This is a genomic window from Thermomonas fusca (genome assembly GCF_005862345.1).
Lineage (GTDB): Bacteria > Pseudomonadota > Gammaproteobacteria > Xanthomonadales > Xanthomonadaceae > Thermomonas > Thermomonas fusca.
Map to the genome: position 1 here is coordinate 81,928 of NZ_SROY01000001.1, position 14,405 is coordinate 96,332.

The window sequence follows — 14,405 nt, forward strand, 5'->3', positions numbered from 1 at the left end:
CGCCCGGTGCGTCTGAATCGTGCAAAAGCGACCCCTCCCCCACCCCCCCTGCAGGCAGGTGAGGAAGACAAGAGCTGGCATCGCAGCGCGCGGCTCCGCCCCCTGCAAGCAGGGAGGGAGTGGGGCGATGGCTTACTTCTTCGCCACCGGCTTGCCGTCGGCGTCGACGATGGTGACCTCGCCCAGGTTCAGCGCGCGGATCGGCGCTTCGGTCTTGGACAGGTCGCCCACCACCACCCAGGTCAGGCCGGCCGGGTCCAGCGCCTTGGCCGCGGCGTTAACCTGTTCGGGGGTCATCGCCTCGATCTCCGCCGTGCGCTGGAACACGTAGTCGTCCGGGCGGCTGTACAGCACGTTGCTGGCGATGGTGCTCATCACCGAGGACGCGGTTTCATAGGCACCGGGCAGGGTCAGGGTGAGCACCTTTTCCATGCCTTCCACCTCGTCCTTGCTGGCCGGGGCCTTGCCGCTGGCGTAATCGGCCAGCTCGCGCTGGATTTCCGCCATCGCCTCGCCGGTCTTGTCGATCTGCACCGGCGCCGAGGCGCTCCACAGGCGCTGGCCGAGCGAACCGCCGGCCCCGCTGCGGGCGCCGTATGACCAGTGCTTGTCCTCGCGCAGGTTCATGTTCAGGCGGGCGGTGAAGTCGCCACCGACGATCATGTTGGCCATGTCGTACTGCACGGTCTTCGGATCGGCGCTGGACGGCAGGGTCTTGGCGGCAACGATGTTGGCCTGCACCGCACCCGGCTGGTCGATCAGGAACACGCGCGGCTTGGCCTGCGCGGCCACCTGCGGGATCGCAGCGGCGGCGCTGGCATTGCCGCTGGCCTTCCAGCCGCCGAAGTTCTTCTCCAGCACCGGCACGATCTCGGCCAGGGTGGTATCGCCCACCACCACCAGGGTGGCGTCCTGCGGACGCAGCGCGCCGGCATGCCAGCCCTGCAGGTCGGTGCGGGTCAGCCCGGCGATGGACGCCTCGGTGCCGCTGCCGGTGCGCGGGGCGGCGTAGGGATGGCCGGCGCCGAACACCAGGCCCGGCAGCACGCGCTGGATGATGCCGTTCGGGTTGGCCTTCTCCTGCTTGATGCCGGCGATCCACTGCCCGCGCACGCGCTCGATGTCGGCCTGCTCGAAGCGCGGCTTGCGCAGCATGTCGGCGAACAGGGTCACCGACGGCTCCAGGTTCTGCTTCAGCGCCGACAGATAGGCGCTGCTGCTGTCGAGGCCGGCGCTGGCGCCGAGGTTGGCACCCAGCGACTGCGCGCGGTCGGCGAAGGCCAGCGCGTTGAGATCGCCCGCGCCTTCGTCCAGCAGGCTCATGGTGAAGCTGGCCATGCCCGGCTTGGCGGTCGGGTCGGCCGCCTGGCCGCCGCGGAACTCGTAGCTCATCTGCACCACCGGGATGTCGTGGCGCTCGGCCAGCACCACCTTGGTGCCGTTGCTGAGGGTGGCGTGCTGCTGCTGCGGGAACTTCAGGTCCGGGAAGCTGGCCGGCATCGGCACGCCGCCCTTGCGGTCCACGCTGGATGCCACGGTCTTGTACTTCGTGTCCGCCTTCGGGGTCTTGAAGGGGGTCGGGGTGGCCGCCGGTTCTTCCTGCAGCGCCACGCGCTTGCCCGGGTTCACCACCAGGGTGTGGCTGCCCTTGCCGGCGCCCAGCCAGGCGTTGCCGGCGGTGCGCAGCGCCTCCGGGGTGGCTTCGGCCAGGGTCTTCAGGCTGTCGCGGAAGCAGCCGGGATCGCCCATGAACACGGCGCATTCGGCCAGCGCGTCGGCCTTGCCGCCGAAGCCGCCGATGCGCTCGACGCCGCGGATCCAGCCGGCCTCGATGGCGGTGCGGTTGCGCGTCACTTCCTCGGCGGTGGGGCCTTCGGCCAGCAGCTTCTTCAGCTCCTCGTCGATGGCCGCTTCCACCTTCGCCACCTCCACGCCCTGCTTCACCGCGGCGGTGATCATGAAGGTGCTGCTGAGCTGCGAGCCGTAGGCGCCGGCGCTGACGTTGTCGACCAGCTTGTCCTGGTGCACCAGCCGCTTGTCCAGGCGCGAGGACTTGGCGCCGCCCAGGATCTGCGCGAGCAGCTGCAGGCGGTCGAGGTCGGGCGCGCCGTATTCGGCCACGTTCCACACCCGGTAGATGCGCGACTGCGGCACCTGGTCGGTCATTTCCGAGCGCGAATCGGCGCTGTGCGCAGCCACGTCCACCTTCGGCTGGGCCATGCTCGGGCCGGCCGGGATGTCGCCGAAGAACTTCGCCACCTTGTCCTTGGCGGTGGCGAGGTCGATGTCGCCGGCCAGCACCAGCACCGCATTATTCGGGCCGTACCAGGTCTTGAACCAGGTCTTCACGTCCGCAAGCGCGGCTGCGTTGAGGTCGTTCATCGAACCGATGGTGCTGTGGTGGTACGGGTGACCCTTGGGGTACATCGTCGCGCCCAGCACGTCCCAGACCTGGCCGTAGGGCTGGTTCTCGCCCTGGCGCTTCTCGTTCTGGACCACGCCGCGCTGCTCATCCAGGGTCTTCTGGTCGATCGCGCCCAGCAGGTGGCCCATGCGGTCGGACTCCATCCACAGCGCGGTGTCCAGCGCGGTGGTGGGCACGTTCTCGAAGTAGTTGGTGCGGTCGGAATTGGTGGTGCCGTTCTGGTTGGTGGCGCCGATGGCCTTGAACGGGGTGAAGAATTCGCCCGGCGCGTTTTCGCTGCCGTTGAACATCAGGTGCTCGAACAGGTGGGCGAAGCCGGTGCGGCCCGCCGGTTCGTCCTTGCTGCCCACGTGGTACCAGACATTGACCGCCACGATGGGGGCCTTGCGGTCGGTGTGGACCACCACGCGCAGGCCGTTCGGCAAGGTGAATGTTTCGTAGGGGATGTCGACGGCCGGGGCGCTGGCGGCCCGTGCGATGGGGGCGTAACCGCCGGCGGTCAGGGCAGTGGCGAGCGCAAGCGCAAGCGCGGCGGGACGAAGCACGGACATGGGCAACTCCTGTGGGAAACAACGTGACGGACAGCAAACTTTCCCATGATAGACCGCGTGCATGGCCGATACACTAGGCCGGAAGCCATCCCCGGGAGTCCCGCATGAGCCGCACCGTCCTTGTCTCCGGCGCCAACCGCGGCATCGGCCTGGCGTTCGCGGGCCAGCTGCTGACTCGCGGCGACCACGTCATCGCCACCTGCCGCCACCCCGGCAAGGCCGCCGCGCTGAACGCGCTGGGTGGCGAACATCCGGGCCGCCTGCACGTGCTGCCGCTGGACGTGGCCAGCGAAAAGTCCCGCGCCGAGCTGATCCGCGAACTGCCGCTGGTACTTGGCGAGGACGGACGGCTGGACCTCGTCATCAACAACGCCGGCGTGCTGCATTCGGGCGAACGCTTCGGCCAGCTGCGGCAGGAGACGCTGGAGGACAGCCTGCGCATCAACGCCATCGGGCCATTGCTGCTGGCGCAGGCGGTGGCATCGTTGCTGCGGGATGGCGATGGTGTTGCCGAGGGCGCCGGGGAGGCGGTCAACCAAGCGAGTATCGGGGAGCGACTTGACCGCCTCCCCGGCGCCCTCGGCAACACCAACCGGACGGTCATCGCCAACCTCAGTTCCCAGCTTGGCTCCATTGCCGGCGTCACCCGCTTCGGCGCGCCCAGCTACGCCATCAGCAAGGCCGCACAGAACATGGCCAGCGCGCAGCTGGCGCAGGCGCTGGCCGCGCGCGGCATCGTGGTGCTGTCGCTGCATCCGGGCTGGGTGCAAACCGACATGGGCGGCGAGAAAGCGCCGGATGCGCCGGCCGACGTGGTCGCCGGCATGCTGCGGCTGATCGATGCCGCCACACCCGCGCAGTCCGGCGGCTTCTTCGACTGGCGCGGCGAAGCGCTGTCGTGGTGAGGCAGAAAGCCAACCCCTCCCCAACCCTCCCCTGCAAGCAGGTGAGGGAGTAAACGCATGCTGCACGTCATCCTGCATCGCCCGGAAATCCCGCCCAACACCGGCAACGTGATCCGCCTGTGCGCCAATACCGGCGCGCAGCTGCACCTGGTGCGCCCGCTCGGCTTCGACATCGACGACCGCCAGCTGAAACGCGCCGGGCTGGACTACCACGAGTACGCGCGAATGCAGGTGCACGACGACCTCGATGCCGCACTGGCCGCGATCACCGCCCAGGCGGGCACGCCGCCGCGGGTGTTCGCGCTGTCCACGCGCGGGCGCGTGCGTTTCGACGCGCCTGCCTACCGCGAACACGACGCCTTCCTGTTCGGCAGCGAAACCGCGGGCCTGCCGCCGGTGGTGCTGGCAAGCATTCCCGAAGCGCAGCGCCTGCGGCTGCCGATGCGGCCGGACAACCGCAGCCTCAACCTGTCCAACGCGGTGGCGGTGATGGTGTTCGAAGCGTGGCGGCAAGCGGGTTTCGCCGGCGGCGAATAGCCCTGCGCCATCGCGCGGCGCGTACTACAGCGAACCCGAACGATTCCTGTACCGAAAAGTCCGTTATTCAGTCCATGTTGTGACCGGGCGCAAAGAATGCCCCCACGTCCCGCCGATTCGACGGGGCCAACAACAACATGGAGGTCCACCTCATGAAGCGTCACATCCTTGCCTTCGCCCTCGCCGCCGCCATGCCCTTCGCCGCCTCCGCGGCCGACGGCATCAAGTACAACTACGTGCAGGGCGGCTACGTCGCCACCAACACCGACGCCGGCGACGCCGACGGCTGGGGCCTGCGCGGCTCGGTGGCCGTGCACCCGAACTTCCACCTGTTCGCCGACTACGCCAACCAGAAGATCGACAACACCAGCGTCGATTTCGACCAGTGGCGGGTGGGCGGCGGCTACAACCGCAGCATCTCCGACCGCACCGACTTCGTCGGCCAGCTGGCCTACGAGAAGCTGGATGCCGGCGCCGGCATCAAGGCCGAGGGCTACAGCGCCGAAGCCGGCGTGCGCAGCATGATGACCCCGAACATCGAGGGTTACGCGATGCTGGGCTACCAGGACGGCGACGATTTCGACGGCGACGCCTACGGCCGCCTGGGCGCAGCGGTCAAGTTCAACCAGAACTGGGGCGCCGCGGCCGAGGTCAAGCTGGTCAACGGCGGCGATACCCAGTGGTTCGTGGGCCCGCGCTTCACCTGGTAAGGCATCCGCCAAGCCACGCAAAAACGCCCGGCATTGCCGGGCGTTTTCTTTTGCGCGCGGCGCGATCCGCGCCGCTTCGGCGGATCAGCCGAACAGCGACTGCGGGTATTCCGCCTTGCGCTCGCGCGCCATCAGCCGCGCCAGCCCTTCCGCCGGCGTGACCGTGCCGTGCAGAACGTCGCGCACGCCTTCGGCGATCGGCAGTTCGATGCCATGCGCATTGGCCAGCCGCATCACTTCGTCGGCGGTCTGCAGGGATTCCACCACCTGGCCGATCTCGCGCACCGCATCGGCGATCGTGGCGCCGCGCCCCAGCGCCAGCCCCAGCCGGCGGTTGCGCGACAGGTCGCCGGTGCAGGTCAGCACCAGATCGCCAAGACCGGCCAGGCCCATCAGGGTTTCCGGGCGGCCGCCGAGGGCGATGTTGAGGCGCAGCATCTCGTTGAGGCCGCGGGTGATCAGGCCAGCGCGGGCGTTCAGGCCCAGCCCCATGCCGTCGGCCACGCCGGTGGCCACCGCCAGCACGTTCTTCATCGCCCCGCCGAGTTCGGCGCCGCGCATGTCGTTGCCGGTGTAGGCGCGGAACGCCGGGCCGTGCAGCGCGTCGGCCACCTGCCGGCAGAACGCGGCATCGTCGGAATGGACGGTCAGCGCGGTGGGCAGGCCCTCGGCCACTTCCTTGGCGAACGAAGGCCCGGTGACCACAGCCAGCGGCACCTCATCGCCCAGCATTTCGGCGGCGACTTCATGCAGGAAACGCCCGCTGCCGGGCTCGAAGCCCTTGGTGGCCCAGGCCACGCCGGCCTGCGGCGGACGCAGTGGCGCCAGCGCGCGCAGGGTTTCGGCGAAGGCGTGCGAGGGCACCACCACCAGCACCAGCTCGGCGTCGGCCAGCGCTTCGTGCAGCGAGGTGGTGGCGCGCAGCGCGCCCGGCAGGACGATGCCCGGCAGGTAGCGCGGGTTCTCGCCGCCGCCTTCGATGGCCGCCACGGCGGCGGCATCGCGGCCCCACAGCACGGTGGGGTGGTCGTGGCGGGCGATCAGTGCCGCCAGCGCGGTGCCCCAGGAGCCCGCGCCGAGGACCGCGACCTTCGGTTTGGCAGACGCCGTCATGCGTCGCGGATCAGGCGTTGCCGGCGGTTTCGGCGTCGGCCAGCGAGTCGCCCTGCGACATTTGCGCAACGCGCTGGCGCAGGGTCTCGGCGTACAGCGCCTCGAAGTTGATCGGCTGCATCGGGAACGGCGGGAAACCGCCCGAGGTGATCAGCTGGCCGATGGTGGCCGAAGCGTAGGGGTACAGGATGTTCGGGCACTGGATGCCCAGCATCGCGTCCAGCATCTGATCGTCCATGCCGCCGAGGCCGAACACGCCGGCCTGCTCGACTTCGGCCAGATAGGCGGTCTTGTCGTTCAGGGTGCAGGTCAGGGTGATGCCCAGGCTGACTTCGAACGCATTGTCGGCCAGGCGCTGCACCTTCTGGTTCAGCTTCATCTGCAGGTCCGGCTGGCCCTGTTCGTTGAACACCTGCGGCGCATTCGGCGCTTCGAAGGAGACGTCCTTCACGTACAGCTTTTCGACGGTGAAGGTCGGGCCCTGCTGGGCGTCGGCGGCCGGCGCGATGCCGTTCAGGTTTTCATCGGACATGGGAATTCTCGAGTGCAGCGAAGGAAATGGAAACGTCGATTATCGCACCGAACGCGGCGCGGCCTTTCCGACGTGGGGCAGGCGGGCGCCGAACACAAGTCCGGCGCAGGGCGGATCAGCGGCCCTTGACCAGCGGCAGGTCGGCGCCCTGCCAGGCCTGGATGCCGCCTTCCAGCACGCTGACGTGGGCGAAACCGGCCTTGCGCAGGCGCTTGGCGGCGCCGCTGGCGGTCTGCCCGACCCGGCACACCAGCACCACCGGCAGCGCCTTGGCGGCGGCCAGCTGCTTGTGCTCGGGGTCGAACTGGCTGGGCTGGACGTTCTTGGAGCCGGCGATATGGCCCTTCTCGAACTCGCCGGGCGCACGCAGGTCCACCACCAGCGCGTTGTCGCGGTTGATCAGGCCGGTCAGCTGGGCCGGGCCGATCCGGCGCACGCCGCCCAGCAGGTTGGCGAGTTCGTTGCCGATCAGGGCGACGGTGATGCCGGCCAGGGCCAGCGACAGCATGGGGTGGCGGCCGGCAAAGGCGGCCAGTTCGGCGAAGGTCACGGCATCGACCGGTCAAGACGGGGCGGCAATTGTAGCCGCACCTCGCGCCTCATTCGCCCCACAGGTCCGGCAGGCCGCTGACCAGCCACCAGCTGCGCGAGGGTTCGTCGTAGCGCCAACGCTCGCGATAGCGGACGGTACGTTCGGCCAGGGTGTTGCGGTTGATGACGCCGATCTCGATGTCGCGCACCACCTCGCCGTTGCCCAGCGTGGTGCCGCCGCTGTCGCGGTAGGACGAGATCTGCACCTGCTTGTAGCGGGAGAAATCGATGTCGGTGAGCGGGTGTTCCTTGCGCACCTCGGGATCGACCAGGTTCCACGCGCCTTCGAAATCCCCCCAGCGGATCGCCGCCGAATAGCTGTACTGCGCCTCGTCCAGCGCACTGCCCTTGCTGGCGGACTTGGGGCAACCGGCCAGCAGGGCCAGGCAGCACAGCAGCAGGCAGCGCAGCAGCCATCGGGACATCGGGATTCTCCGGCGGGGGACGACGCATCCTAACCGCTTGCGGACAACTCCCCCGCCGCCGCCCGATCAGGCCTTGCCGATCGCCACGTAGCGGCCGGTATAGGTGGCCGCCACCCCGCCGTCGGCCAGCAGCGTCTTCGCCTGCAGGCGGATGCCGGCGCGGCCCTGCCGGCGCAGCGTGCCCACCAGCGCGGCGTGCTCGACGGCATCGTCGAACGTGGTCTCGACCACGATGTCCTCGAACACCGGCTTGAGGTAGCGCACCCGGCTGTCGGCCACGAACACGTCGGCGTGCAGGCCGGCGGCTTCAAGCTCCATCGACACCAGCCCCCACGCGGCGATGGTCATCAGCGAGGACAGGCTGCCGCCGAACGCGCAGTGCTTGTCGTTGACGTTGGCGGCCAGCGGCGCGCGCAGGCGCAGCACGCCGTCATGCCAGTCCAGCACCTGCGGCTGCATGGCGGCGACCGGCGGCATGCCGGCGAAATGGCGGGCCAACGCGGCCAACGCGGCGTCGGGTTTCTCGATTGCATTCATCCGCGAAGCCTGACGCAAACGTCGACGCCATGCCAAGCTGTGTGCATGTCGCGCCTTGCCGATCAAGCACTTCCGCTTCAACACTGGACCGTACTGTCGCTGCGACCGCGCGGACAGCACGCCGGTTTGCGCGCGGCGGCGACGCGATCCGGCGCGCGCTTGCTGGCGCTGTCGCCGATCGCCATCGACATCCTCGACGACAGCGACGCGCGGCAATCCCTGGCCGCAGCGCTGGCCGCCGACATCCTCCTGTTCACCAGCCCGAATGCGGCGCGCGCGGCGGCGGCGCTGGCACCGCTGCGGCCACGTCGCGGCCAGCACTGGCTGGCGGTCGGCGCCGGCACGCGACGCGCGCTGGCGCGCAGCGGCATCGACGCGGTGGCGCCGGCGCGGATGGACAGCGAAGGCCTGCTGGGCCTGCCGCAGCTTGTGGATGTGCGGGACAAGCGCGTCGGCCTGGTCACCGCGCCGGGCGGCCGTGGCGTGCTGGCGCCGTCGCTGGCGGCACGCGGCGCGACGGTGCTGCGCGCGAACGTGTACGCGCGTCGCGCAGTCGCCCTGTCGTCGGCCCGGCGCGCGGCGCTGGAAGCGGTGCTGCGCGACCCCGAGCGCGTGCTGCTGGCACTGAGCAGCGGCGAAGCGCTGGACGCGCTGCTGGCGCAGCTGCCGGCGCGCGGCCTGGGCAAGGTCGCGGTGGTTGCGGCCAGCGCCCGTCTGGGCGAGGCGGCGCGTGCGGCGGGCTTCACCCGCATCGCGCTGGCCAGCGACGCGCGCCCGGCCGCGCTGCTGCGCGCAGCCGCCGACGCCTTCGCCCGCCACGATTAACATCATCGCCGTGGACACCTCCGACACATCCGACACCCCCGTTTCGCCGGCGCGCCGCTCGCGCGCCGGCGGCCTGTTGCTGCTGGCGCTGCTGCTGATCACGCTGGCCGCCGCCGGCGGGCTGGGCTGGCGCCAGTGGCAGGCGCTGCAAGCGCAGGAGCGGGCGCGCAGCGAGCAGCAGCGCGACGCGCTGGACGCGCGCATCGACAGCCTGCGACAGGCGCAGCGCGCACAATCGCAGCGGCTGCAGCAGGCCGAAGCCACCAACCGGGTGCTGCGCGACGAACTGCTGGGCCTCGGCCAGCGCGCGGCGGCGATCGAAGACAGCGTGTCGCGGCTGGCCGATGCCGACCGCCACGGCGCGCTGTCGCTACGGCTGGACCAGGTTGAACTGCTGTTGGCGATCGGCCAGCAGCGCCTGCAGCTGGACCGCGACCTCGACGGCGCGCGGCGCGCGCTGGCATTGGCGGCGCCACTGCTGGCTAGCGTCGATGATCCGGCCTGGCTCAACCTCAAGCAGACGCTGGCGCAGGAGCAGGCCGCGCTGGAGGCGCTGGGAGCGGATCCGCGCGGCACTGCAGAGTCACTGCTCGAACGACTGGTTGCCGATATCCCACTGGAGCAAGGCGCTATCACCAGCGCCAACCAGTCGCAGGCCACGCCGTGGTTCGCGCGGCTGCTGGATCGCATCGTGCGCGTGCAGCCCACCGCCAGCGCCGGCCTGCGCGACCACGCCGACCGCCAGGCCGCGCTGGCCGCGCTGCAGCTGGAAGCCGCGCTGGCACGCGCCGCCATCCAGCGCCGCGACGGTGCCGGCCTGCAGCAGGCGCTGACCCGCATCGACGGCTGGCTGCAGCGCCTGCTGGCCGGTTCGCCGCAGCTCGCGCAGCGCCAGCGCCTGATCGAGCAGCTGCACGCCATCACCCTGCACCCAGCCGCGCCGCTGTCCGGCAGCACCCTGGCGCAGCTGCGCGCGCAGCGCGACGGTTGAAGCGCGGGTCGTTGCGCCGCCGCGCGCGCACCGTGGACATCGGCTTCCGCCTCGCTGCGTACACTGGCTTCCACCCTGCCGTCGCGATCGCGCTCCGCGTTCGCCGACGCGCGCATCACGCCCCGCACACTCGGGAGACACCGCGATGAACCTGTTCCGCAACGTGCTGGTCTGGCTGCTGCTGGCGGTGCTGGGCGCCGTGCTGGTGCAGTACCTGCTGCAGGACCCGGGCTATCTGCTGGTGCGTTACCGCGGCACCGACTACAGCACCACGCTGGCGGTGGGCATCGGCCTGCTGCTGGCGGGATTGTTCGCGCTGGCGTTGCTGTGGACGGCGCTGCGGCTGCCGTTCCGGCTGTGGACCCGGCGCCGCAGGCGGCGTGCGCGGGCGCAGCTGATCGATGGGCTGACGGCATTCGAGCGCGGCGACTACCTGCGCGCCGGGCAGCTGCTGCGGCAAGCCGCAGACGATCCCGCGGCGGAAGCCGTGGCCCGCGCGCAGGCGGCACGCGCCGCGTTCATGCGCGGCGACGACGCAGCAGGCGAAGCGCTGCTGGCGGGGTTCGAACATCGGCACGCCGGCATCCGCGCGGTGGTGCTGGCCGAACGCGCGCTGGCCCGGCAGCAGCCGGAAGCCGCACTGCAAGCGCTCGACGCCGCGCCGGCGCAACCGCTGCCGCCGCGCGGCCTGTGGCTGCGCGCGCAGGCGCTGCTGGCCAGCGCACGCAGCGCCGAGGCCTACGGCCTGCTTGGCGCGCTGCGCCAGCAACAGGCGCTGCCGGCAGCCGAGGCCGAGACAGTCCCGGCGCGCTGGGCGGCGCAGGCACTGCGCGAAGCCGACGACGGCAACACCGTCGCCGCGCTGTGGGATGCGCTGCCGCCGACACTGCGCACGCATCCCGACGTGGCGGCCGCCTATGCCGGTCGCGCCGCCGCGCTGGGCTGGCACGACGCAGCCACGGCGAGCATCGAACAGGCCCTGGATGCCGAATGGGATGAAGCGCTGGCCGCGCTGTACGGACAGCTCGACGTCGACCGCATCGAACATCGCCATGCGCAGCTGGAGCGCTGGCTGCAGGCACGCCCGGCCAGCCCGGCGCTGCTGCTTGCCAGCGCCCGCATCGACCAGCGGCGGGGCCGCTGGCTGGCGGCCGAGGACGCACTGAATCGCGCGCTGACTGCAGGCGCCGGCGCGCCCGCTTGGGAAGCGCTGGGCGATGGCGCCGCGCAGCTGGACGACCATGTCCGTGCGCAGCGCTGCTATGCCAATGCGCTGCGCAGCCAGCGCGGTGATGTCGCGGTGGATCCCGTCGACGCGGCCCCTCCCGCGCAGCCGGCGGACGCCCACGTCGAAACGCGCGATCGCTTCGGCTTGCCGCGTCTGGCCGACTGACCACACGCCGCAACGCGCCGGTGCAGCCGGCGCCGTTCGGCGAAAATAGTCGTCCTCCGGGCCCACGCGGGCAACGGCTCTTTCCCTCTGCGGACGCCCTCCATGATCCATGTCCTGCTGGCCGCACTGTGCAGCGTGCTGGTCTCCGTGCTGCTCAAGCTGGCCCGGCGCTTCGATATCGACGTCGGCCAGGCGGTGGCGTGGAACTACGTCGCCACCGGCGCGCTCACGCTGCTGGTCCTGCAGCCGTCGCTGCAACCGCTGCGGCAGGCGGATGCGCCGTGGCTCACCCTCGCCGCGCTGGGCCTGCTGCTGCCGACCATCTTCCTGGCGCTGGCGGCCTCCGTGCACCACGCCGGCATCGTGCGCAGCGACGCGGCGCAACGGCTGTCGCTGCTGATCCCGCTGCTGGCCGCGTTCACCCTGTTCGGCGAAGCCCTGGCGCCGCTGAAGCTGGCCGGCTGCGCGCTGGGCCTGCTGGCGCTGGCCGGCATGGTCTGGCGCGATGGGCGCGATGCCGGCGGCAACGGCGTGGCGCGCTGGGGCTGGCCGCTGGCGGTGTTCGCCGGCTTCGGACTGATCGACGTCCTGTTCAAGCGCGTGGCCGGCGGCGGCCTGCCGCTGGGCAGCGCGCTGCTGGCGGTGTTCGCGCTGGCACTGCTGGTGGACTTTGCCCTGCAGCTGTTTCGCAGGGTGCGCTTCACCATGCGCAGCGCGCTGGGTGGACTGCTGCTGGGCGCGGTCAACTTCGCCAACATCCTGTTCTACCTGCGCGCCCACCGCGCCCTGCCGGACAGCCCGTCGCTGGTGTTCGCCAGCATGAACCTCGGCGTGGTGGCACTCGGCGCGGTGGCAGGCGTTGCGCTGTTCCGCGAACGCCTGAGCCGGATCAACGCCGCCGGCCTGCTGCTGGCGCTGACCGCGATCGCCCTGCTGGCGCTGGGCTGAGCGGCGCGGGTCCTACAATGCGCGCATGAACATCCCCGACATCGACAGCGTCCGCAGCTACCTCACCGGCCTGCAGGACCGCATCTGCAGCGAGATCGAGCGCGCCGACGGCAGCGCGCGCTTCAGCGAGGACGCGTGGACGAAGGATCCCGCCAGCTCGCCGATCCGCGGCGGCGGGCGCACCCGGGTGCTGCGCGAGGGCGCGGTGTTCGAGCAGGCCGGGATCGGTTTTTCCGACGTGGCCGGCGACCGCCTGCCGCCATCCGCGAGTGCCGGCCGCCCGGAACTGGCCGGTGCGTCGTGGCGCGCGGTGGGCGTCTCGCTGGTGTTCCATCCGCGCAATCCGTTTCTTCCGACCACGCATGCGAACGTGCGCCATTTCCGTGCCGAGCGCGACGGCGAAACCGTGGCCTGGTGGTTCGGCGGCGGCTTCGACCTGACCCCGTTCTATCCGTTCGATGACGATGTGCTGCACTGGCACCGCAGCGCGCGCGCGCTGTGCGAACCGTTCGGCGGACAGGCGCGTTATGAGGCGCACAAGAAATGGTGCGACGAATATTTCCTGCTCAAGCACCGCGACGAAACCCGCGGCGTGGGCGGGCTGTTCTTCGACGACCTGCACGGCGACTTCGACGACTGCTTCGGCTACATGCGCGCGGTCGGCGACGGCTTCCTCGATGCCTACCTGCCGATTGTCGAGCGCCGCAAGGACACGCCTTACGGCGAGCGCGAGCGCCAGTTCCAGCTGTACCGGCGCGGCCGCTACGTGGAGTTCAACCTGGTGTTCGACCGCGGCACCCTGTTCGGCCTGCAGAGCGGCGGCCGCACCGAATCGATCCTGATGAGCCTGCCGCCGCTGGTGCGCTGGGAGTACGGCTACCAGCCCGAGGCCGGCAGCGCCGAAGCGCGGCTGGCCGACTACCTGCGTCCGCGCGACTGGCTGGCCGAACTGGCCTGATCAGTCGCGCATCAGGGTGGATTTGCCGAACAGGCTTTCCACCAGGTCCACCGCCAGCTTCGCGGTGGCATTGCGGCGATCCAGCGCGGGGTTCACTTCCACCAGGTCGAGCGAGCCCAGGCGGCCGCTGTCGGCCACCATCTCCATGATCAGCTGCGCCTCGCGGTAGTTCACGCCGCCGGGCACGCGGGTGCCGGTGCCGGGTGCGATCGACGGGTCCAGCATGTCGACGTCGAAGCTGACGTGCAGGTGGGTGTCGGCATCCACGCCTTCCAGCGCTTCTTCCATCGTGCGGCGCATGCCGACCTCATCGATGTAGCGCATGTCGTAGATGTCGAGGCCGTGTTCCTTGACCAGCTGCTTCTCGCCCGGATCGACCGAGCGGATGCCGATCTGCCGCACCTGCGCCGGGGTGATCGCCGGCACCACGCCGCCCAGCGTGGTCAGCGCCTGCGGGCCCATCCCGCACAGGCAGGCCACCGGCATGCCGTGGATGTTGCCACTGGGGGTGAGCGCGCTGGTGTTGAAGTCGGCGTGCGCGTCCAGCCACAGCACCCGCAGCTTCCTGCCGTTGTCGCGGCAGTGCGCGGCCACCGCGGCGATCGAACCGATGGCCAGGCAGTGGTCGCCACCAAGCATGATCGGCATGCGCCCGGCGCGCAGTTCGCCGAGGCTGGCGTCGAATACCGCGCGGTTCCAGGCGGTGACTTCCGCGAGGTGGCGATAGCCGTCCACCGGCGGGCTGACCGGATTGCGCGGGCCGGCGACATCGCCGATGTCGCGCGCATCCACGCCGCGCGCGGCGATGGCTTCGACCAGCCCGGCCACGCGCAGGGCTTCCGGGCCCATCGATGCGCCGCGCCGGGACGCGCCGATGTCGGTGGGCACGCCGAACACGGAAACAGGCGGATAGGCACGGATCATGGTGGCTCCAGGCGCTGCGATCGGCGCGGGTGCGAACGGA

Annotated in this window: 15 protein-coding genes; 8 read left to right on the forward strand and 7 right to left on the reverse strand. The window is 70.7% G+C overall.

Annotated features, from left to right (window positions below; genetic code table 11):
- Positions 1-132: 132 nt before the first annotated feature.
- Positions 133-2,976: a M16 family metallopeptidase gene (locus E5S66_RS00360; protein ID WP_138346479.1), complete on the reverse strand. Its 2,844-nt coding sequence runs from the start codon at positions 2,974-2,976 to the stop codon at positions 133-135.
- Between the two features lie 104 nt (positions 2,977-3,080).
- On the opposite strand from E5S66_RS00360, the gene E5S66_RS00365 reads away from it, so the two are divergent.
- The 3 genes from E5S66_RS00365 to E5S66_RS00375 all read left to right on the forward strand — a co-directional run bounded on the left by E5S66_RS00365 (position 3,081) and on the right by E5S66_RS00375 (position 5,128).
- Positions 3,081-3,881, forward strand: a complete 801-nt coding sequence (locus tag E5S66_RS00365) for an SDR family oxidoreductase (RefSeq protein ID WP_138346482.1) — start codon at positions 3,081-3,083, stop codon at positions 3,879-3,881.
- A 57-nt stretch (positions 3,882-3,938) separates the two neighbouring features.
- Complete coding sequence (locus E5S66_RS00370; RefSeq protein ID WP_138346485.1) at positions 3,939-4,418, forward strand: tRNA (cytidine(34)-2'-O)-methyltransferase; 480 nt, start codon at positions 3,939-3,941, stop codon at positions 4,416-4,418.
- 152 nt (positions 4,419-4,570) lie between these two features.
- On the forward strand, positions 4,571-5,128 hold the full coding sequence (locus E5S66_RS00375; protein ID WP_028839519.1) for a porin family protein: 558 nt from the start codon (positions 4,571-4,573) through the stop codon (positions 5,126-5,128).
- Positions 5,129-5,212: 84 nt separating this feature from the next.
- Here the strand turns inward: E5S66_RS00375 and E5S66_RS00380 are convergent, their stop codons facing one another.
- The 5 genes from E5S66_RS00380 to E5S66_RS00400 all read right to left on the reverse strand — a co-directional run bounded on the left by E5S66_RS00380 (position 5,213) and on the right by E5S66_RS00400 (position 8,326).
- Positions 5,213-6,241: an NAD(P)H-dependent glycerol-3-phosphate dehydrogenase gene (locus E5S66_RS00380; protein ID WP_138346488.1), complete on the reverse strand. Its 1,029-nt coding sequence runs from the start codon at positions 6,239-6,241 to the stop codon at positions 5,213-5,215.
- A gap of 10 nt (positions 6,242-6,251) precedes the next feature.
- On the reverse strand, positions 6,252-6,773 hold the full coding sequence (secB, locus tag E5S66_RS00385; RefSeq protein WP_138346491.1) for a protein-export chaperone SecB: 522 nt from the start codon (positions 6,771-6,773) through the stop codon (positions 6,252-6,254).
- Between the two features lie 115 nt (positions 6,774-6,888).
- Positions 6,889-7,323 (reverse strand): rhodanese-like domain-containing protein, encoded by a 435-nt coding sequence (locus E5S66_RS00390; RefSeq protein ID WP_138346493.1) that lies wholly within the window; start codon positions 7,321-7,323, stop codon positions 6,889-6,891.
- A 49-nt stretch (positions 7,324-7,372) separates the two neighbouring features.
- Positions 7,373-7,789, reverse strand: coding sequence for a hypothetical protein (locus tag E5S66_RS00395; protein WP_138346496.1), 417 nt, complete (start codon positions 7,787-7,789; stop codon positions 7,373-7,375).
- A 66-nt stretch (positions 7,790-7,855) separates the two neighbouring features.
- Positions 7,856-8,326 carry a YiiD C-terminal domain-containing protein gene (locus tag E5S66_RS00400; RefSeq protein WP_138346499.1) on the reverse strand — a complete coding sequence of 157 codons (471 nt, stop codon included), beginning with the start codon at positions 8,324-8,326 and terminating at the stop codon, positions 7,856-7,858.
- A gap of 45 nt (positions 8,327-8,371) precedes the next feature.
- Between E5S66_RS00400 and E5S66_RS00405 the strand changes: the two genes are divergently transcribed.
- From E5S66_RS00405 to hemF, 5 genes are all read left to right on the forward strand, one after another.
- The gene (locus tag E5S66_RS00405) at positions 8,372-9,151 is read left to right on the forward strand and encodes a uroporphyrinogen-III synthase (protein WP_138346502.1); all 780 of its coding nucleotides are present in this window, start codon (positions 8,372-8,374) and stop codon (positions 9,149-9,151) included.
- Between the two features lie 10 nt (positions 9,152-9,161).
- A complete protein-coding gene (locus E5S66_RS00410; RefSeq protein ID WP_171033423.1) occupies positions 9,162-10,142 on the forward strand; it encodes a uroporphyrinogen-III C-methyltransferase in 981 nt (326 codons plus the stop codon).
- A gap of 145 nt (positions 10,143-10,287) precedes the next feature.
- Positions 10,288-11,535: a heme biosynthesis protein HemY gene (locus tag E5S66_RS00415; protein WP_138346507.1), complete on the forward strand. Its 1,248-nt coding sequence runs from the start codon at positions 10,288-10,290 to the stop codon at positions 11,533-11,535.
- Positions 11,536-11,637: 102 nt separating this feature from the next.
- The gene (locus E5S66_RS00420; RefSeq protein WP_138346510.1) at positions 11,638-12,483 is read left to right on the forward strand and encodes an EamA family transporter; all 846 of its coding nucleotides are present in this window, start codon (positions 11,638-11,640) and stop codon (positions 12,481-12,483) included.
- 25 nt (positions 12,484-12,508) lie between these two features.
- Entirely contained in the window at positions 12,509-13,441 is a 933-nt protein-coding gene (gene hemF / locus E5S66_RS00425) for an oxygen-dependent coproporphyrinogen oxidase (protein WP_425472141.1), read from the forward strand.
- Here hemF and rocF read toward each other — a convergent pair whose 3' ends face one another.
- Positions 13,442-14,365, reverse strand: coding sequence for an arginase (gene rocF / locus E5S66_RS00430; RefSeq protein ID WP_138346513.1), 924 nt, complete (start codon positions 14,363-14,365; stop codon positions 13,442-13,444). It lies immediately after the preceding gene.
- Positions 14,366-14,405 lie beyond the last annotated feature (40 nt).

Excerpts from the sequence above, each read along its gene's own strand:
- secB (WP_138346491.1), bottom strand. The coding sequence starts at position 6,773 with ATGTCCGATGAAAACCTGAACGGCATCGCGCCGGCCGCCGACGCCCAG.
- E5S66_RS00405 (WP_138346502.1), top strand. The coding sequence starts at position 8,372 with ATGTCGCGCCTTGCCGATCAAGCACTTCCGCTTCAACACTGGACCGTA.
- E5S66_RS00395 (WP_138346496.1), bottom strand. The coding sequence starts at position 7,789 with ATGTCCCGATGGCTGCTGCGCTGCCTGCTGCTGTGCTGCCTGGCCCTG.
- E5S66_RS00375 (WP_028839519.1), top strand. The coding sequence starts at position 4,571 with ATGAAGCGTCACATCCTTGCCTTCGCCCTCGCCGCCGCCATGCCCTTC.
- rocF (WP_138346513.1), bottom strand. The coding sequence starts at position 14,365 with ATGATCCGTGCCTATCCGCCTGTTTCCGTGTTCGGCGTGCCCACCGAC.
- E5S66_RS00420 (WP_138346510.1), top strand. The coding sequence starts at position 11,638 with ATGATCCATGTCCTGCTGGCCGCACTGTGCAGCGTGCTGGTCTCCGTG.
- hemF (WP_425472141.1), top strand. The coding sequence starts at position 12,509 with ATGAACATCCCCGACATCGACAGCGTCCGCAGCTACCTCACCGGCCTG.
- E5S66_RS00370 (WP_138346485.1), top strand. The coding sequence starts at position 3,939 with ATGCTGCACGTCATCCTGCATCGCCCGGAAATCCCGCCCAACACCGGC.
- E5S66_RS00380 (WP_138346488.1), bottom strand. The coding sequence starts at position 6,241 with ATGACGGCGTCTGCCAAACCGAAGGTCGCGGTCCTCGGCGCGGGCTCC.
- E5S66_RS00400 (WP_138346499.1), bottom strand. The coding sequence starts at position 8,326 with ATGAATGCAATCGAGAAACCCGACGCCGCGTTGGCCGCGTTGGCCCGC.
- E5S66_RS00415 (WP_138346507.1), top strand. The coding sequence starts at position 10,288 with ATGAACCTGTTCCGCAACGTGCTGGTCTGGCTGCTGCTGGCGGTGCTG.
- E5S66_RS00365 (WP_138346482.1), top strand. The coding sequence starts at position 3,081 with ATGAGCCGCACCGTCCTTGTCTCCGGCGCCAACCGCGGCATCGGCCTG.
- E5S66_RS00360 (WP_138346479.1), bottom strand. The coding sequence starts at position 2,976 with ATGTCCGTGCTTCGTCCCGCCGCGCTTGCGCTTGCGCTCGCCACTGCC.